Here is an 18,436-nt window from a genome sequence, read left to right as displayed (position 1 = left end):
GCCCGGTGGATCGAGGCTTAGGCTGCGAACCGGGATGGATCATTCAGCACACGGTGACACGAGCGGTGGTCATACTTCCTCGACAGTTTGCTATAGGTCCCAATCGAAAGGGCACGTCGATATTCGAAAGTGCCATTCGAGTCTCCCAGGAGCCAAGAGCGCGCCCGGCTCGCATCAAATTAAGCAGGGCACGCGGGCAGGGAGGCTGTGCTTTTCCAGGTTGTTAGATACGGTTGTGCCGGCGATGCAGCCGGATGGGGGCCGAAATGCGGAAACTCATTGCCAGATGTTCCGCCCCCGCATGCGCAAGGTTCCGCGTGGGTGTTCCGCATCGTGATTGCCCTGTAACTAAGCGGTTTCGGTTCGAAGTGTGCGGAAGTGCGGACGGAGCCCCACTACATCTCTTTTGTTACCCCAGAAGGGAAAGAAGCAGAAATACGTAGAAGAGAAGAGTGCGGATAAGTTCCGCCGTTCCGCAGGTTCCGCAATCACGAACTCTGCCAAGCGTCCCCTCACGACCGAGCGCATGGGGTGCGAGGAGCGAGCCAGCCTGACAAGTTAGTGGGTCTGTGTAGCCTCAAGGTCGTTGATGAGACGTTGGATCCCTTTTATTGCGTCCTGGGCGCGTTGGAGCTCTTCCTCCGCTTGGATGGCCCGCCACTGTGCCGCGCTGAGATCCCTTCGGAGCTCGCCGATCTTCTCATCTACGCTCTCACGGTCACGGATCATGGCAACCAGAGACACATCGAGCAGCTCCGCGATCACCACGGCTTCGTCGAGCCTCACCGCGCGTTCGTTCTTCTCGATTCGGGTGATTGCGCTGGCATCGAGCTTTTGATCGAGCACTTCCGTGACGCGTCCGGCCAGAGCAGCCTGACTGAGGCCTGCTTGGACTCTCTCTTCTCGAAGACGACGGGCGAATATTCGTCCGGCTAGCGGTTCCATCGATGATCCTTCCAGTGCATATCGCTTCAGTGTGATAATCACATTGCTACGTACGTTCTATTGCAATTTTTGCACGGAATGGCTATGCTGGAAGCACGATCGTAAAGGATCGCCCCACTGCACGACCCTAGCAAGGCGGCAGTCAGGGTGATGGTGCCCCTGTGCATGGCTTCGGCTGAGATGCTGAGAGCTCAAGCGTACGGCTGATGGCTGGCCGGCGCGGGTAACAATTCGTGCCGCTGTGGAGCTGAGACGCCTGCAGCCGTGGTCAAGGTCTGAATAGCGCCGCCTTGAGACACGTGCAAAGCGCACCGCACGATCTCTTGAGGTGTCCCTTTATGTCCGCCGCATTCACTTCTTCTGTTGAGTCTGAACTCCTCGACCTGCGCGAGGTTTGCGCACTTGGCTATGGCCATGCCCAGTCAATACGTTCCCGAATTCATCGGGGCGAAGTGCCGGCCGTACTCGTGGGCAACAGGTTCAAAATCCGCCGCGACGATCTTCACCACCTGACAAAGCCGGCGGGACCTGCCCTGACCGACGACGGGGGCGACTTGGATGCGCTCGTCCAGCGGATTGTAGAGGAACTCCCGCCCCTGACCGCCAGCCAGAAGGCCGAACTCGGTCAACTACTTGCCGTTGCCTGCCAATCAATGATTTTAACATCCGACTCACGAGTTGCAGCTCGATAACAAGTCGAAGGGAATTGACCAAATATGTCAGATACAACGACCTTGTTACAAGCGCGCCCAAGAGACAGCCCGAAGGCCGAAAAAAAGTCGACCTCACAGCAGCTCGTCGAGTTGGCCCGAGACAAATATAACTTCGGAATTGACACTGACGGCAAGGCGTTCGGCTTCCGCAAAGGTCGCCACGTCGTACGACCCTTGACGGGCAGTAAGCGGTCGGTTCGCCAAGAGGTTGGCGGTCTCTTCTACCGGGCCACGGGCAGACCGCCATCGCAGAACGCCCTGACCGACGGCAATGGAGTACTGGAGTATGAAGCACAGGAGCAGGGGGAGCCCGTAAGACAGGCGACCCGCGCCGCACGCACGAACGACGGCGAGCTTTTCGTTGACATAGGCAACCAGAGCGAGCAAGTCTTACACGTCACATCCGAAGGCTGGGAAGTCCTCGACGGGGACGCTGACATCCCGGTCCTTTTCCGCCGGACAAATCTGACATATACTCTGCCGATCCCTGAAGCAGGTGGCGACATGAGTCTCCTGTGGGAGTTCGTCAACATGCCGGGGGAAGCCGACCGGGCACTGATCATAGGCTGGTTGGTCGCCGCTCACATTCTCGTCGGGCTCCCCTGTCCAATCCTCGCCATCTTGGGCGAACAGGGCACCGCGAAGACGACCAGTGCTCGGCGCCTGTTTTCCCTGATCGACCCGACATCGGCAATAGTTCGACGCCCGCCTCAAGATTCCGACAGTTTCCTGCACGCGGTGCACCACTCACGGGGCTGCGTCTTTGATAATTTGTCCTCCATCCCACGGTGGCTGTCTGACTCCATGTGCCGCTTTGTTACGGGGGAGGCTGATGTAGACCGCTCTCTCTACACTGATGGGGACGCCCGGGTTATCGAGGTCCAGGGGGTCATGGGCTTCACAAGCATCGACGTGGGTGCTCTCGCCGGCGATCTGGCCGAACGTTGCGTGTGGGGTGATCTTAAGGTCATCCTGGCGAGCCAGCGGCGTTCGGAGCGGGAGCTCAACGCCGCTTGGGACGAGGCGTATCCATCAATGTTCGGTGGTCTGATGGACCTGGTGGTAATGACATTGAAGGCATTGCCCGACGTGCATTTGGTTGAGAAGCCGCGTATGGCGGACTTTGCAGAGGTGCTTGCCGCGCTCGACCTCGCCACGGACTCACGGGCTTTAGAGCACTACAAACGCGCACACGAATCCGTCGCTGCGGACATTGTCGACACCGACAAGTTCCTCGGTGCGATCTCATCGAAGATCACCCAGCGGTGGGCCGGAACAGGCAAGGAACTCTACAGGCTTCTTCCACGTCCGTCCGACGATAAGTATTGGCCTGAGGAGCGCGGTGTCAGCGGAAAGTTGCGGAGATCCGCCCCTGATCTGCGCAAATCAGGGTGGACGATCGAAGAGATCAAGCCGGATCCTGTGAGCAAGCGGCCCAAGACATGGGTGCTTGTGCCGCCGGAGGTCACGATCACCGACGCAGAGATTGCTACCATTCAGCTTTTCCAGAAGATGTACGCAACCGACATTGACGAGTGGAAGGCCAGGGCTCTTTCAGAGGGAGCTACACCGGCTTTCGCGCCCGAGCATGCATCCATCCTTCGCGTTGGGTCGGCTATTGCCTGTCGTGACACCTTCTGCTCAGCCCCCAAATGGAAGGCAGATTACGGTCCGCTCGCCGAGCGGTCTAAGGCCATTGACAAGAGGCTCTTGGACGAGCTCGACCGTCTGGGCCTGACCTTTGCCCAATTTGATCGCTTGGTGGCTGACCGCCTTGCTGAGAGCGAGGAGGAACTGAGATGAGTGAGACCTTGCATGCCGATGCCTGGTTCCCGCGATTCCGCATCGCCAGGCGGCCTGCCTGCTGGAGACATTCCTGACTGCGAAAGGACACACGAATGAGCATTGAAGATGAGATCGCTGCAGTAAAAGCAGCAGCAGAGAAGAAGCTGCGTCGCCTGCGGGATCGTGAGCGGAAGCATCAGCAGGCCGTCAATGCACGTGTGCTGAATCTGCTGAGGCGACAGCACGCGGACCTGACAGAACGGCTCGCGGTGGAGGCGCGGGCGCAGATCGCGGCGGAAAGAACTCTGCGCTCCATGCGTGCCAGATCTTCGAGGCCGCTGCCGCTGGAGGATCAGCCTGCTGGCGGCGACTCCAGTGATGGCTACAAACGGTCGATCCGGAGCATAAGCCAGGGATGATCGGTCAGGTTTTACGCGCGGCCATGGTCGGGTGCGACAGCACCCGAGCACGGCATCGCGCTTCGGGTTTGGGGGTCGAGGGGGAAGGGCGGAGCCCTACCTCTCGCAAGCGGCACTGAACGACGAGCGCCAGCGATGTCGGACATAGTGCCTGCTTGCCTTTGATTGCCACTCGATTTCTGGCGCTTCAACAACTAAGGGAGGAACGCACATGGGGCGTAGTACGGAACAGCTGGCCCCGAGTCGAGGAGCCGCCGTATCGACACGCGGTTCAGCTCCGCTGAACTCGCGTTGGTCGAGAAGGTGGCGACGCGGCGAGGATTGCCGCCGTCGGCGTTTGTGCGAGGCGTGGCTCTTGCCGCGGCAAAGCAGGCGGAGGGGCGCGGCCCCGACGTTGAGCATGCTGTGCCCTTAGCGCCGTCATTGCTCACGGCTGAGCAGGTCTCTTTGATCGAAGCTCTGCGGATCAAGGTAAAGAGGGTGGGCGTCAATCTCAACCAATTGAGTCTCAGGGACGTCAAGACGGCGAGCAGATCAGGGAGAGTCCGGTGATCCGCCTAGATGAGATCCGGCGGCTTCCTGTTGGTACGGCTCTCATGCTCGGCCGTCGAACAAGGCCGATTCTCTTGGATCTACGCGACTGGCATAGGCGCAAGGACGCCGCTGAGCTAGGGCGATCGAAGCTGGAGACAGAACGGGAATTGGCCGCCGGCCACCTGAGTCGGCAGGAAGCGAACAGCGAGGCTGATTCATGAGCACGCAGGCCGATGACTCTGACTTCGAGGTGGGGCGGGTATCTGACCTGGATGACGAACTGACAGCTGAACTGTTCCGGTCCTCATTCCAACCGTCGCCGCGCAACGTTGGCGTGACTCATCGATGGCGGGATATGTCGTCAGCGCAGGCGGACGTGGTGTGGCAGAGCCTCTTCGACTGGGTTCGATGGTTCGTTGCGACGTATCAGCTGACGACATCGGTGGTGCCGGATTGCTGGTGGCGGCACTCAGAGATAGTGGCGGAGCTGTATGCGCTTCAGCGGGCCGAAGCAGCATCTTTTACGTCAGACGACTCGGGATTCGGCCCTCTGGCGTTCCACGAGCGGCTGCCGCACGGCGTCGAGCGTCTCCGAACCCACACGCGGACGGCCGGGTGCGTGGGGCTGCAGAGCCATAAGGAGCCGGTCATGAGGATCCTGCCGCCCGCACCAGACTTCGAGGACTGGAAACTGGGCACCCATCAGACCACTAGCTGATTCCGTCATGCCGTTGCTCCGGTCGCTCGACATGAATAGGTGATCCCTTCTTGGGGCTGTCTAGAAGCACGAAGGATGGCTGTCGTGGCCTCTGCATCTGAACTGAATCCTGACTCAAGCGGGGCTGAAGGAGCCTCCGCGCCGCCGTCGAACGTTCGCCTGTCACCTGAGGAGCGCATAGCCGACCTGACCAGGGGACTTCACACGGCACTTGAGGAAGCCATTGATTCGCCCATGCGCTGGCAGGTTCTGCTCGACGCCTCCGCAACACTGTGGCGGTACTCCGGGGGCAACGTCGCCCTGCTGATGATGCAAATGGCGCAGCGCGGTACCCAAGAGCCGACCCTGGTGGCCGGGTACAAAGAGTGGGCCAGACACGGGCGGACGGTTCTGCGTGGAGAGCACGCGCTCTGGGTGATCGCGCCCCGGACAGCCTCGATGCAGGAACTGATACTTGCCGACGGGCAGCGCAAGCTTTTACCAGCGAATCAGACTGCACCTGTTGATGCCGTCAGCAGAGGCAAGAAGAACGTGATCACTGGTTGGCGTGGGCAGGCTGTCTTTGACGTCACCCAAACGGAGGGAACGCCGCTGTTGGTGCCTCGCGCGGATCCGAAAGGTGGGGCGGACGTGGGTGATCTGTGGAGTTCCCTGCGTGAGGTTGCGAAGGAACACAGCTTCCGGGTTGAGGTGTCAGGATTTCAACAGGGCTACACGAGTGGCTACACCGACTTTGATGCTCGTCGAATTCAAGTTGGTGCCTGGATGAACGACGAGGAGCGGGTAGCGGTTCTTGCCCACGAACTCGGTCACGTCCTTTTGCACGGACCAGACGACCGCCTTGGGCGACTGTATGGCAGCAGCGCGAACCATCGCGGCCTAGCGGAAGTAGAGGCCGAATCGGTTGCCTATACCGTCCTGAGGGCCCACGGCATTGATCGTGGACCGCAGTCAGTTTCCTATCTGGCTGGGTGGGCCGACGCTGTAATCAGAGCGGAAAGGGACTTGAAGCACGACTCCTCAGAAGGTTGGATGCCGACGTCGCGCGTCGACATCGCCAAGTCGGTGCTGGGGCGGGTGACCGCCGCAACCAAAGGGATCCTGGCGATCTCGGACCCTCCTGGATTCGGCGGGAAGTTCGCCGCCGCAAGTACTGAGCGCGCTGTGGCGGCTAGTCCGAGTTACGCCGGAGTCCCTGGACCGAATGTTTCATTGAACGGTCCCGAGATTGCTGGTCCTTGAACGCACAGATGTCCGTCGGGAGAGGCCCGTCGACTAAGGAAGGTAACCCATTATGAATACAAAGATCCCCCTCACTATCACGGGGAACCTGGTCGCAGATCCCGAACTGACCATCGGGGAATCCGGCACTCCGCACGCGAAACTCCGCGTTGCCGTGAACCAGCGGATTCAGAACCCGGACGGCACCTGGCGAGACGGTGAACCGGTCTTCCACAACGTGTCTGCGTTCCGGATGCTCGCGGAGAACGCTTCTACTTGTCTGAAGAAGGGCGACCCCGTAACGGTGTCGGGAGAGCTCGAATTCCGTGCTTACGACAAAGACGGGGAACGGCGTGAAGCTCGGCGGATTATTGCCGAGACCATCGGTCCGGACCTACGCTTTGGCACGGCGACGTATCAACGCTCGGCCCGAGCGGTCGCCGAGCCCGAAGCCGCCGTGGAGGCTCCAGGGCCACAAGCGACGACGGCGACTGGCTGGCCCGCGTACAACGTGACTACGAAGGGGCCGGTGGTGACGTCCCCTTTAGGCGGAGCTCCGGTGAATGACATGACTGTTTGACCCGTCTTCGCGGTTTCTGGCCCACGTTTCGATTGTTGAGACGTGGGCTCCTACTTGTGCCCAGGATCCGCGTTCGAATATATGTTCTAGTCTTGCTGGTATGAGACCGAAGCAAGACTCAACCGCTTTCGCCCGAATGATGGCCCAGATAGACGCCGACAACAGCCACCCAAAGCCTGACGACGGCCAGATTACCGAGCTCGAGCCTGGGAGTCAGCCTCTGGTTCGCGTAGGGGAGATCTACGGTAGGGCGATCAAATACACAAGGACCTTCGGGCTGGTCGAGTGGGTGGATGATCGTCGGGACTATCACGTTGAGTGGTTTCCAGCGGGGCAGGTGAGGCGCGTTGATCTGGAGTCTTGGAGGGGGCGGCCGCTGTAGGAGATGTGTGCGCGCCTGCGCCACGTCCAACTGCACCTCGAGGGAACGTTAAGTTCTGTACGGTGACGCCACGAATCCCCACGACGTTTGTGCTCGGCCGTCCTTGCATGCCAGTAGGCAATGATGGGAGCGTGACTTTTGTTCAAGGATTTCTCTTCAGCGGCTACCGTAGCTTCCCTTCTGGCCAACTGGCGCGGCTGTATCCCCTACGAAAAATCAACCTCATCGCGGGTCAGAACAACACCGGCAAGTCGAACATCCTGCGCGTAATCGCAGACACCTATGCTGCGGAGTCAAGTGCCTCATCCGTCTGGGATAGGCCGTTGGGAGACGGCGAGCACGCGTTTTTACGCAAGGAACTTCACCGTGTGGAGAGCATCCTAAACTGGGGAGACACGCAGAAGTTGGGTGAGAGGCAGCTGAACCGACTTGCTACATTTCTTCGTTCGCCTGGAATTGCATCCCCGGAGTACGCCGACTTCGTGGAAATTGGACTTAGTGGCCAGAATGTCATTGATCACGAAGTATTGAGATCTGCGGCCCGAGAAGCTGGAACCACACAGCTATCCCATGACCTTTCACTGGCGCTTACGAGCTCTGCAGGGGGCAGTGCGGGCGACGACGCGTACAGAGTCGTCAATCACTTAGTAAGATCACGCCCTTTAACCCCGCAGGCTTACACGGTTGGCGGGGTAAGGGCCATCTCGAACGAGAGCGCTCAGGCTCCTGACCTGAACGGGCTAAGCATAAAACGGCGTCTTCTCGAGTTGCAGAATCCTTCGACGGATCGCTTGCTGGACAAGCAACTCTTCGTCAAAATGCAGGATTTAGTTCGTGCTGTGATGGACGATTCCACGATCACGATAGATGTGCCGCACGATCTATCGACTATCCATGTAACCCAAGATGGGCGCACTCTGCCTATTGAGAACGTTGGCACCGGCGTTCACGAGGTGGTTATCATCGCAGCCGCCGCAACGGTTACTCAGAACGCTATTCTGTGCATCGAAGAGCCCGAGGTTCACCTGCATCCTGTGCTTCAGCGAAAGCTGCTGCGGTACCTAGAGTCGAGTACGACGAACCAATACTTTATCGCCACTCATTCCGCGCATATGCTGGACTCCCAAATCGGCAGCATCTTCCATGTGACGCGGGAAGGGGTTTCGAACGTCCGGTACGCGGGAGCGGCGCGCGATAGGGCAGCGGTCTGCGCAGACCTCGGTTATCGTCCGTCGGACCTTGTGCAAACGAATGCCGTCTTATGGGTGGAAGGGCCCTCTGACAGGATCTACCTCAGGCATTGGATTGAAAAGCTCGCCCCGGCAGAGTTTGTTGAGGGAACGCACTACTCAGTCATGTTCTATGGAGGAGCGCTATTGAGCGCTCTATCACCTCTCGACGCCGAGGAAGTTGAAGAGTTCATCTCCCTCCGCAGCCTTAACCGCTACATGATGGTCCTGATTGATTCCGACAAGACCAGCAGGAATGCCCGCATCAACGCCAACAAGCGGCGGGTGGTAGACGACCTAGCCAAGGATCCATCGACGGGGCTGGCATGGGTAACTGCTGGATACACAATTGAGAACTATGTTCCGGAAGTGATACTCAGGGACGCGGTGCGTAAAGCTCACCCCTCCACTGGCAAACGGGAGTTAACAGGTACGGATCGTTGGAAGAATCCTCTGGATGCTGCAAGGCTCGGCGTTAAGCAACCCAGCAAGGTCGCGGTCGCCAAGGTGGCTGTCAACGATTGGGGCGACGACTGGCCATTAGACCTGAGGAAGCGCGTACTTGAAGTCATCGACCTAATCAGGGCAGCCAACAGTCACACATGAGGGAAGATATCCCGACCCCCGTCCCTAAGGAATCCGGCGTTGGGTGCGTCCCGTGAGTGGGGCCCACGCTAGGACACGATCGGCGCCGATGCGATAGGTCTCTGGCCACGGAGCTCCCGGTTGAACCTGCGCTGGATCTGGCCGTATCAGGAGAACGGAACCAGGCCAGATGGGCTCCGAAAGTGCTTCGATCCATGCTGGTTGGATGTAGTCGAAGCGATTCCACCTGATGGTAATCCAGGAGCCGGTCGGCTGCAGAGAGTCAACGGTCAGAACTGTGATCTCGGTTGTGCTCCCTCCAGCCGCCTTCAAGCTTTCGATCCGCTTCCATTGTGCGGCTGTTTCGGCCTGCCACTGCCGTTGGCCGCGGAGACGTTGGGCCCAGAAGAGCAGGACTACTACGCAGAGGGTCGTGAGGGCAACCAGCAACCATACCGTGCCGGAAATTGCGAAGCTTAGAACTGCCAGGATCACAGCAAGCACCAGCGTCACTGCGCTCGCAACGATAAGAGCGGGTGTTGCCACTCTCGGCTTGAGGACTGGGTTCATCTGCATACTTGCTCCAGCTTCCAGTTTAAAGCTGCCATCCCGCAATTGTCAGGCTTATTCGGGAGTCCATCTCATACAAGTTGCTGACCTCCATGGTTTCTGGCTCTGGTGTGGGGGCCTGGCTAATTGCTAGTTGCAGGTTGTCCCGACGGGCACGCTGTTCCCATTCCCAGTCCGCAGGAGTGGGACCGAGAGGGAGAGTCGCGGTACTAACACCCCAACGATCCCGATAGACGGCAACCTCACGAATCAACGCTGCCGAATCGGATGGATTTGTGCCCTCCCCAATGTTTCTGCGCAATTGGGTGGCCCATTCAGGCTCGTCTAGTAGCGCCGCCTTGGCGACGCGTTCCGCACGGTTCCGAATCCGCCGTCGTACTTGGTCTATCAACGCGGCAAGGTCTGACCGGTCTATTGCCAGCAGTTCAGTCACCGGATCGAGAGCCGATTGGGGCATTGCCGAGCAGAACCTGCGTAGCCGGACGTGCGCCACAGCCGCTAGGTCCCGCGCATTGGTTTCAGAGCCCAGAGCCTCGTTCAAGATCCGCAAAGCTCCTGGACGATTGACGTTGCTGGCACGTCGCCAGGCAGCGACGGCGGCGCCCCAGGCTGGAGATTCGTGCATCTTATCTGAGCGGCCGGGCATAAGGCCGACGATAGCCTTCGTGAGATCCAAATCCGCAGCGATTTGAGCCAAGTAATCGTACTCGCGGCTCAGACGCTCGAGGCTGTCGGCTTGCTGCCGTTCGAAGTCCCGTACCTCGTGAGCCGTTCGCTCCGCACCTTCAGCAGCAAGGACCTCGCCAAGGATCACCCGCCAGCTTGAACGTGCACTCGGGTCCAGAATCTCGTCCTCGTCCGGGTCATTCTCACTGACGTAGGCCGTGTTGGAGTTCCGGCCGCGCGTCATGCTGACATACAGCAGTTCCCGCGTGAGGCGGCCAGGGGTCACGACGGTGTGGCCGGTGTCTACGGTGAGCCCTTGACTGCGATGGGCCGTTGTGGCGTAGCCGAGTTCCAAGGATGACTCCACATAACTGCTCGGCAAGCGCAGGGCAGCTCCGGTGTCTTTACGTATCGCGTTTAGAGCACCATGGCGTCTATCGACTCCCGTGACTTCGAGCAGCGCCCCATTGCGAAGGAACTCACCCCGATCGTCGCGAACGGATCTGTCATTTCGACGAGCAATGACCATGTCGCCACGACCAGCCCGCAACCCGTCCCGAAGGAGCAAGGTACGTTCCGCGTCCACATCGCCCAGACTTACGCGGTCGGCTTGAGCCCGCTCATTGAGCATCTGGACGCTCTCATTATCAGGAGCTATCAAGACCGAAACTCGGCCAGCCAGAATGTCCGTGTGCCACGCGGAGTAGGCATGGTCGACCATGTCCGAGTAGTGGCCATGCCTGATGCGACCATGTTCCTCATACTCTGCGAGCGCAGACGGACGACCCTCACGCAGCCCGAGGGAGGCTGACCGTTCCCACGGATCCTTGAAACGCCATATCGTGCTCAACCGGGCTGCCTTCCCTTGCCGGTCAAGCCACCCAAGCACACCACCGGCGTCGATGGAATCGAGCTGGGCCGGATCGCCAACCAGGAGGATCTTGGCACGGGCTTCCGTCGCCTGGCGGACCAGGGCTGCGAGCTGGAATGTTGAGACCATTGACGCTTCATCCACTATTACCAGCTGGTTATGCCGGAACAGCCATTGGTTCTGCTCGGCGGCCAGCCGAGCGACCTCTTGCTGAAGGCGGCAAACGATTGGGCCGCTGTTGGCCGCTGCCACACGGAGTCGATCGTCCGCTCGGAAGAACCGTCCTGCCCGCTCCGCTGCACCAGACCCAACAGATTCATGCAGCCACTTAGAGACATTTTCAGTCACCATCCGCAGCTCCGAGCCAAGAACCTCGGCGCTCGCAGCAGCCGGCGCCAGACCAACAACGCTGCTCACCCCGTATGCCGCCTCCCAGGCTGCCTTGACCGCACCAAGGGTTGTAGTCTTTCCGGTCCCGGCCGGTCCAACGACAGCGTCAAGTCTGCTGGAGCTCAGCAGGACATCCGACGCTGCCGTCAGCTGGTCATCGTGCAGGGGCGACCCTTCTCTGTTTGTGAAAGAGGTAAGTGTCTGGAATGCGAGATCGGCCGGCACAGCCAGCCCGTCGTCGTCGTTCTTCGCCGCCAGGATTTCGTCCTCAAAGGCGAGCGTCGACTCATCCGTGTAGAGACGCGACCCGTGGAAATCAAAGACGCTGCGCCCGGCGAACCGCAGATCATCAGCAGCATCCGCCGGGACGCCGTACCGGTACTCGTTGAGCGGCACGGATTGGCGCTCTGCAGCGGTGGCCACCGCATCAATCAGTGAATTGCGGTCGGCAGAGGAAGCGCAACGGATCTCAGCGCACACACGCTCACCCTCCGCGATCAGGTTCCAGCGATTCCAGGTTGAGCGCTTTGCTGCCACACGTTGCCGGGTGACAAGCCCGACGGCGGCAATCCAGTCCGGAGCGAAGTCGCCGATGTGGAACGGACGAGAGTGGGAGCGCCGAATGGTGGAAGCGACGACGGATTCGGGATCGAAACCCTTGGCCTTTGCTCTGTCTCGCCACTGTGCGGACAGGGCTCGTAACGGGGACGGCTCGACATTCTTGGGAGTTCGAGTCGAGAGGGTGGCTTGTTGGCGCAATCTCACGATGGTTGTCGCTGTCGGGTGAGCCCCGTGGTCCATGGTCCACTGTTTGACCAGGCGATCGGTCTCGATGTCGATGAGCCTTGAACGGTTGGAGAATTCGCGGACAAGGGCTTCAGCGATGCCGGTGAGTTGCTGGCTCGGGTTATGAGTGTTTTGCGCTGGGGCTCGGAAGTCGGTGTCCGTGCCGAGGCTGGTGTGCAAGGCATCGAAGAGCAGCCCGTTGTAGTGTTCGCTTGCGGCGACGACTGCTTTGTATAGGGAGCGGGAGTCCAGGGTGACCCAGGCTCCGTCTGTGACGCGCTGGACTCGGTTCGCGATGACGAGATGGGTGTGGAGCTGAGGGTCGCCAGCGCGGGATTCCCAATGGTCGAATGCGGCGGCGATCACTCCTCTAGTGCCGACGTGCGCCACTCCGTTCCGCCCGGATCTGGTGTTGATGACCTGCTCTTCCATCCAGGCCAGCGTTGCTTCGATGGCTTCGTGGTGGGTCTGCAGGATCTGGTCCTGGAGGTGACGCGGGCTGAGTGCCCACAGCGTGGAGACGGACTTGGGGACGCTGAACGTGAGGTCGAAGCCGGCGACGGGGTGTGTCGTCGTTTTTTGATTGCTGGTCTCTTGGCTGACCGACTGCCGCCCGTGGGGCCTCCCCAGCGGCTCCTTGCTGTCGGGGTGGGCTGCGTCTTGGAAGACGGCGCGTGCATCGGCTTCAGTGACTTTGTCTCCCGAAGTGCGGGCGATGCCTTGGAGACCGTTGCCCAACCAACGACCTTGGGGCGTTCCCGTCTGCATGTAATAGCTGATGGTGTCTGGGGGAGAAGGGGCGAAGTCGTCCAGCATCGTGGACGTGAACAGGTATTTGAGCCCTGAGCGGACGGAGAGCCTGGCGATGGACATCGTCATCGTCGTGTTCCAGTTCGGTTTCTGGCGGGCAACCATCCTCGCCGCCGGAGAATGTCGAGTGTTACTGAATCGAGTGCGATGCCTTTTGCGCGCGAAATTTGGAGCAAGACAGCTGCCACGCGGGCGAGATCTTGGACGTTTGTTCGCTGGGCGCGCTTTAGGCGAAGGACTTCGTTATGCAGGAGACCGTTTCTGGTTTCCAGCTCTTCGTAGATGGCGTGGAGACGTTCGAGTTCGGATGACTGGGACCGCAGCTCGGTCAGGAGCCGGTCTATGGGGTTGGCGTCGTTTCCGGGAGCAGCATGTGCTTGCTGTCCGGAGCTCAGTTTGTTCACACCAGTTCATACGGCCTACACGTGCACACCGCATGATTTCTTGGCCGACGGGCCTTGGATGCCAGAGGTGTGGAGAGGTCGCGTCGATGGAGGCACTTTTACCTCAGGTCTCCATTGACGCTGATGTGAAGCGGATGAGCACTTTATGGGTTTGCCCGGTAACGGGATCAGGGTGCTATTGGCTACCATTGGAGGCAAGCAGCACTAACGTCGACCATTGACCATTTCACGGTCATAATGAAGCCCGATCCACGGCGACGTGATGACTTCGTAATTTGGGGAGCGACTTGGGGCATCATTCCTTCGCGATTTCACATCTTAAGTCGATAGACACCGTCGAAACCTTCCGCTGCTGGAGCGCCGTAGTGACCAACTCGCATAAATTAGCTGTTCTTCTGGCGCTGGCTATTTGGTGAATGCGCTTCGCCCAGTGATGGCCCTGCCCACAACCAGGATGTTGATTTCTCCTGTCCCCTCGTAGGTGTAGATCCTTCGGTAGTAGGCGAAAACAGCGTTCCCGATCCAGTGCATTTCTTCGTTGGTGCCCCAGTTGTTGCTGCTTACGCGGGCGGACGTTGTTAGTCCGCGGGCGATATCGGAGCCGTGCACCGGTTGATTGAGGCCAACCGTTGGACATTTCGAAGAAAACGATAAGCTGCAGCCGGGGCTCGGTATGGTCATCGCAGTTACCGTCTAATCTTCCACCGGTTTAGTGGCGCGGGCTTCTCGCGCCACTAAACCGTATTAATTTGGACGAGGGAGAAGCGGTTAGCTGACTGCCATCTCGCCGAGCTTTGACCAGCCGTCAACCCTGACATTGACGATGTCCGGTGTCGCGGAGAGGTAGGCAGGAAGTTCGGTAGTGGCCTTCTTGACGTGGTCCGATTGCACATGTGTGGCCCCGGACTCGTCGTCGCGGAAGGCTTCCACCAGCACATAGGTGTCGGGTTCTTCCACAGAGCGTGACCACTCGAAGAAGAGGCATCCTTCCTCTGCATTGGTTGCGGTGGTGAAATCTTTGGTGATGTCGGCCCAATTCTCGGCATGCTCAGGTTTTTCGGGGAATCTAGCGGTTATGAAAATCACTTTGGGTCCTCTGTCAAGAAGGTAGGAACACAGCAGATGAACCGTGTGCTCAGGCTGTGCGGGCGGGACTAGCTGGGTCGTCTGTTGGAGATGCAGTGAGGGGTTTCGTGACGAAACCCTGGATGCGGTTTCCGAGGAAGGCTGAGAGCCATCCCAGGGCGGCTCCGATAATGAGGGAGACTGCGGTGGGCCAGAACGACAGCTGTGTCCCGAAGAATACGGCTGTCCCTGCGAAGGCGCCGGGGATGAACGATAGAGGCGCCCAGCCTGCCTGGAGACACATGGCCAGGGCTGCGATCCCAACGCCAATGGCGAGTGCACCAGGGACCTGCACCGCGGTCGTCAAAAGCGCTACCAGCCACCCATAGATGAGGCCGGAGAGGTTGGCTGACAGTCCTTTGAAAAATCCCGTTGCTCCTCCTCCTGCGGCGAAGAAGCATGCCCATGCGACGAATGCGACCCAGGTGATGAGGCCAAGTTCCACGCTCACCTCCGTCCATAGCCCGGCTAGAACCCCGACGGATAAACCCACGCTTATGTAAGGTCTCATGTCATCTCTCTTGGTCTGACGGTGCGCTGAAATGGTTGTCGTATTCCCCCCAAGGTGTTGGTTGTCAGGGCACAAGGATGGCCCGACCGCGCACTTTGCCCGCGTCGAGGTCACTGATGGCCTGTTCGAAGTCATCGAGAGCGTATTTCTGGGTATGCAGGGTGACGGCGCCGCGCGCCGCCAGGGCCATCAGGTCCTGGAGATCGTTGTAGGAGCCGACGAGATTGCCGATGATGTTAATCTCGGCTGAAACGATGTCGATGGTGGGAACGTCGATGTTCTCGCCGTAGCCCACCACGTAGTAATCCCCGGCCTGGCGGAGCATGGCGACGCCTTGGGCAGTAGCTCCTCCTTCTCCGACAAAGTCAATGAGCGCCTCCGCTCCTTTTCCATCAGTCAGCGCCAGGACTTGCTGAACCTGGGTTCCGTCGGCAAGGACGCCTTCGTGCGCTCCGATTTCCTTGGCGAGGTCCAGTGCGGCCGGGTTACGGTCTACGACGATGATGCGTGCGGGTGTGAGCGCCGTGAGGACTTGGATCCCGATGTGTCCTAGTCCGCCGGCGCCGATGACGACGCAGGTGTCCCGCGGGGTCAATCGCTTGGCTGCTTTAGCGGCCGCATGATAAGCGGTCAGGCCTGCGTCGGCCAGTGCCGCAACGTCGGCGGGTTCCAGAGAGTCATCAATTTTTACGACAGATCGGGCGGAGGTCAGAAGGTATTCTGCGTACCCGCCGCTGGTGTCGATGCCTGGGAACTTGCTCTGCTCGCAGTGCACGTCGTCGCCGGATCGGCAGGCGCGGCAAAGACCACAGGTGATGAGGGGGTGGAGGATGACTTTGTCGCCTTCCTGCACGTTGGTGACGCCGCTACCGATTGCGTGCACCCATCCGGCGTTCTCGTGGCCGATGGTGTAGGGCAGGTGGACCTGGGATTTTTCGGCCCATTGTCCTTCGAGGATGTGCAGGTCGGTGCGGCAAACGCCGGCGCCGCCGATTCTGACGACGACGTCGAAAGGGCCGGTGACTACAGGGGCCGGGACTTCTGCCATTTTCAGGCTTTGGTGGTAGCCGACCACCTGGACGGCTCGCATGGTGCTCATGAGTGAATCTCCTTGACTTTAATCGGAAGTAGTTCGTGGTGGTCTTTGGCCTCGGCGCCTTCTGGGCGTTTGCTCTGGTCCGCGCCGGAGCCCTCGTAGCGTGTGCGCAGCAGGCCGCGGCAGAAGTGCGCGTTCCCGTCAATGGAGATGCGGGTCGAGCGTGCTCGGCGAAGTGCCATCGGGACGGCGTCGGGGGGATACGGGTGTCCGTCGTGGTTGACCAGGACGATCGAGTCAGCGGCCTCGGGCAGGCCGAGCACTGACCGTCGGCGCAGCAGGGCATCCTTGTTTCTTCCGGTTAGAAGGTCCCCGAGGCGAACGGTTCCCATCTCCGTTTCCTCGAGTTCGGGGGTGGCGCGAAGGAGGTCGGTGAGGCACCTTTCCATGGCAGCGGTGTGGGCTTTGCGGCGGAATGTCCAGCGCAGCTCTTCCAGGCTGTCCTCAGCTTCGTGCAGGAACGTGCCGCGGTACCCTGCGTCGGCGGCGAGCCCCGAATTGATGAGGTCGGAGTCGTGGTGATCATCCAGCTCGACGACAACCTGCGCCACCATCGGCACCGCCGAGATCACGTCCTTGCTGTCGGACGCCATCAGGTAGGCGAAATTGGGAGAGCAGAAGGAGGTGGGCAGGCGCAGATGAACTTCCACCCGTGCCCCGTCGGCACAGGACTGGACCTTGAGGGAACGAACGAAGCCAAGATCAGTGATCGGTTCGTCCAGTTCCGGGTCGAACACCGAGTCCAAGGCACGCCGGATGTCCTCCTCGGTAACATCCCAGAGGGTCTCAGGTGCACGATCCACGTGCAAGGCTGTCACCGGATGCCTGCCATGTCGGCGCGTTCGGGCTGTCGCGGTCCTGTTTTCGTCTCGCTCGCGTCAGGGAGTTGCAGCTCTCCAGGTACCGGGATGTCATACATCTTCGCGGCGTTCAGTCCCAGAATTTTCTTCTTCTGGGCAGTGGTGAGTGGAGCGTATTCGGTCATGTCTTCCGGGATCTGGAAGTCGACGAAGCGCTCGACTAGCCAGCGGGGTGTCCACAGGGCGTAGTCGCTGGAGAACTGGATGCGGTCCTCGCCGATCCAGTAAATGAGCTCACCGATAATTTGGGCGAAGTACCGCGGCCGGGTGTGCATGAAGGGCATAGCAACGGCCAGGCCGCCGTGAACGTTGGGTTCCTGGGTGGCGATCCAGCAAAAGTCTTCCAGCCGGGGCAGACCGACGTGCTCGACGACGAAGTTCAAGTCGGTGAAGTCCGATGCCGCATGGTCTACATCAGCGACATCGAAAGCGTCCCGGTCCAGCGGGCGGATAGTAGGACCCTTGTGGATATGGATGTTCTTGACGCCGAGCTTGCGGCACTCCTCGAAGTAGCGGTAGGACCAGGGGTCCGAGAGCTTGTAACCACGGGATTCGCCGTGCCACTCTGCGGTGTAAAGCTTCACTCCTTTGAAGCCCATCTTTTCGTGGTCGGCGCGCAGCCGGTCAAGGCCTGACTCTCCCTCGCGGGGGTCATAGCAGTGGTTGTACGTGAGTTTGTCCGGGTTCGCCGCGGCAAGGCCAAACGCTTCCTCGACCTGTGCGAATCCGTTCTTGTAGAACGCGCCAAGATAGGCCGGCTGGAAGATTGCGTGGTCGACGTAGCCGTCCTCGAACAGATCCTTCATGAGGCGTGCGCCGCCCTGGTAGAGGTATTCCTCATAGGACCACTGTTCCTCCTCGGGGGAGAGGTTTCGGTGGTAGTCGTAGAAGCAATCGATGAACTGCTTGCCGTGGATATTCCGCTGGTTCTCTGGGCGGGCGTCCCACAGGGCGATGTGGGCGTCGACAATGAAATAGTTTTCGCCGTCTTTGCTGTACATGTCTGGTCTCCTTCTCGCGACTGCCGTAGTCGCGACACCATCGAGGCTAGGCGGAGGGAACAGCTGTCAACATGTGGCGTGTGTCTCATTTTGAGACGGCTCTCTTTCGGACTGACATCTCGAAACGACGTAATCTCGAAGTATCGAAACGAGGAGGACGGCGATGATGCCGAACAAGGAAGAGGCGATTGTCAGGCTGGCACGCGATCCGGATGGTTGGGTCCCCGGGTAGAAG

17 protein-coding genes are annotated in these 18,436 nt (G+C 59.8%); 8 read left to right on the top strand and 9 right to left on the bottom strand.

From position 1 onward, the window contains the following. Positions 1–558: 558 nt before the first annotated feature. Entirely contained in the window at positions 559–945 is a 387-nt protein-coding gene (locus ACLRGI_RS14525) for a helix-turn-helix domain-containing protein (RefSeq protein WP_419202334.1), read from the bottom strand. Between the two features lie 338 nt (positions 946–1,283). Between ACLRGI_RS14525 and ACLRGI_RS14520 the strand changes: the two genes are divergently transcribed. The 8 genes from ACLRGI_RS14520 to ACLRGI_RS14485 all read left to right on the top strand — a co-directional run bounded on the left by ACLRGI_RS14520 (position 1,284) and on the right by ACLRGI_RS14485 (position 9,132). Then, positions 1,284–1,637 carry a helix-turn-helix domain-containing protein gene (locus tag ACLRGI_RS14520; protein WP_419202333.1) on the top strand — a complete coding sequence of 118 codons (354 nt, stop codon included), beginning with the start codon at positions 1,284–1,286 and terminating at the stop codon, positions 1,635–1,637. A gap of 24 nt (positions 1,638–1,661) precedes the next feature. Further along, complete coding sequence (locus tag ACLRGI_RS14515) at positions 1,662–3,461, top strand: AICE element replication initiation protein (protein WP_419202332.1); 1,800 nt, start codon at positions 1,662–1,664, stop codon at positions 3,459–3,461. 95 nt (positions 3,462–3,556) lie between these two features. Beyond that, complete coding sequence (locus tag ACLRGI_RS14510; protein WP_419202331.1) at positions 3,557–3,862, top strand: hypothetical protein; 306 nt, start codon at positions 3,557–3,559, stop codon at positions 3,860–3,862. A 751-nt stretch (positions 3,863–4,613) separates the two neighbouring features. Next, complete coding sequence (locus ACLRGI_RS14505) at positions 4,614–5,114, top strand: hypothetical protein (RefSeq protein WP_419202330.1); 501 nt, start codon at positions 4,614–4,616, stop codon at positions 5,112–5,114. Between the two features lie 84 nt (positions 5,115–5,198). Beyond that, a complete protein-coding gene (locus ACLRGI_RS14500; protein ID WP_419202329.1) occupies positions 5,199–6,356 on the top strand; it encodes an ArdC-like ssDNA-binding domain-containing protein in 1,158 nt (385 codons plus the stop codon). Between the two features lie 52 nt (positions 6,357–6,408). After that, the gene (locus ACLRGI_RS14495) at positions 6,409–6,915 is read left to right on the top strand and encodes a single-stranded DNA-binding protein (RefSeq protein WP_419202328.1); all 507 of its coding nucleotides are present in this window, start codon (positions 6,409–6,411) and stop codon (positions 6,913–6,915) included. 100 nt (positions 6,916–7,015) lie between these two features. Further along, a complete protein-coding gene (locus tag ACLRGI_RS14490; RefSeq protein WP_419202327.1) occupies positions 7,016–7,297 on the top strand; it encodes a hypothetical protein in 282 nt (93 codons plus the stop codon). Between the two features lie 131 nt (positions 7,298–7,428). Beyond that, positions 7,429–9,132, top strand: coding sequence for an AAA family ATPase (locus ACLRGI_RS14485; protein ID WP_419202326.1), 1,704 nt, complete (start codon positions 7,429–7,431; stop codon positions 9,130–9,132). Positions 9,133–9,706: 574 nt separating this feature from the next. Here ACLRGI_RS14485 and mobF read toward each other — a convergent pair. From mobF to ACLRGI_RS14445, 8 genes are all read right to left on the bottom strand, one after another. Further along, complete coding sequence (gene mobF / locus ACLRGI_RS14480) at positions 9,707–13,273, bottom strand: MobF family relaxase (RefSeq protein WP_419202325.1); 3,567 nt, start codon at positions 13,271–13,273, stop codon at positions 9,707–9,709. Continuing rightward, complete coding sequence (locus tag ACLRGI_RS14475) at positions 13,270–13,608, bottom strand: hypothetical protein (RefSeq protein ID WP_419202324.1); 339 nt, start codon at positions 13,606–13,608, stop codon at positions 13,270–13,272. Before ACLRGI_RS14475 ends, mobF begins: the two co-directional genes overlap by 4 nt. Positions 13,609–14,013: 405 nt before the next feature. Continuing rightward, positions 14,014–14,217 carry a hypothetical protein gene (locus tag ACLRGI_RS14470; protein WP_419202323.1) on the bottom strand — a complete coding sequence of 68 codons (204 nt, stop codon included), beginning with the start codon at positions 14,215–14,217 and terminating at the stop codon, positions 14,014–14,016. Positions 14,218–14,376: 159 nt separating this feature from the next. Continuing rightward, positions 14,377–14,694 carry a putative quinol monooxygenase gene (locus tag ACLRGI_RS14465; protein WP_419202322.1) on the bottom strand — a complete coding sequence of 106 codons (318 nt, stop codon included), beginning with the start codon at positions 14,692–14,694 and terminating at the stop codon, positions 14,377–14,379. 49 nt (positions 14,695–14,743) lie between these two features. Beyond that, positions 14,744–15,244, bottom strand: coding sequence for a DUF1097 domain-containing protein (locus ACLRGI_RS14460; protein ID WP_419202321.1), 501 nt, complete (start codon positions 15,242–15,244; stop codon positions 14,744–14,746). Between the two features lie 64 nt (positions 15,245–15,308). Then, a complete protein-coding gene (locus tag ACLRGI_RS14455; protein WP_419202320.1) occupies positions 15,309–16,343 on the bottom strand; it encodes an NAD(P)-dependent alcohol dehydrogenase in 1,035 nt (344 codons plus the stop codon). Next, positions 16,340–17,158 (bottom strand): metal-sulfur cluster assembly factor, encoded by an 819-nt coding sequence (locus ACLRGI_RS14450; protein ID WP_419202319.1) that lies wholly within the window; start codon positions 17,156–17,158, stop codon positions 16,340–16,342. The genes ACLRGI_RS14455 and ACLRGI_RS14450 overlap by 4 nt, the downstream gene beginning before the upstream one ends. Beyond that, complete coding sequence (locus tag ACLRGI_RS14445) at positions 17,155–18,201, bottom strand: amidohydrolase family protein (protein WP_419202318.1); 1,047 nt, start codon at positions 18,199–18,201, stop codon at positions 17,155–17,157. Before ACLRGI_RS14445 ends, ACLRGI_RS14450 begins: the two co-directional genes overlap by 4 nt. Positions 18,202–18,436: the final 235 nt, after the last annotated feature.

The sequence above is a fragment of the Paenarthrobacter sp. PPS72 genome (assembly GCF_048537125.1).
In the GTDB taxonomy this organism is placed as follows: domain Bacteria; phylum Actinomycetota; class Actinomycetes; order Actinomycetales; family Micrococcaceae; genus Arthrobacter; species Arthrobacter nitroguajacolicus_E.
The sequence above is the reverse complement of the archived record's forward strand: the minus strand, read 5'-3'. Positions and strand labels throughout refer to the sequence as shown.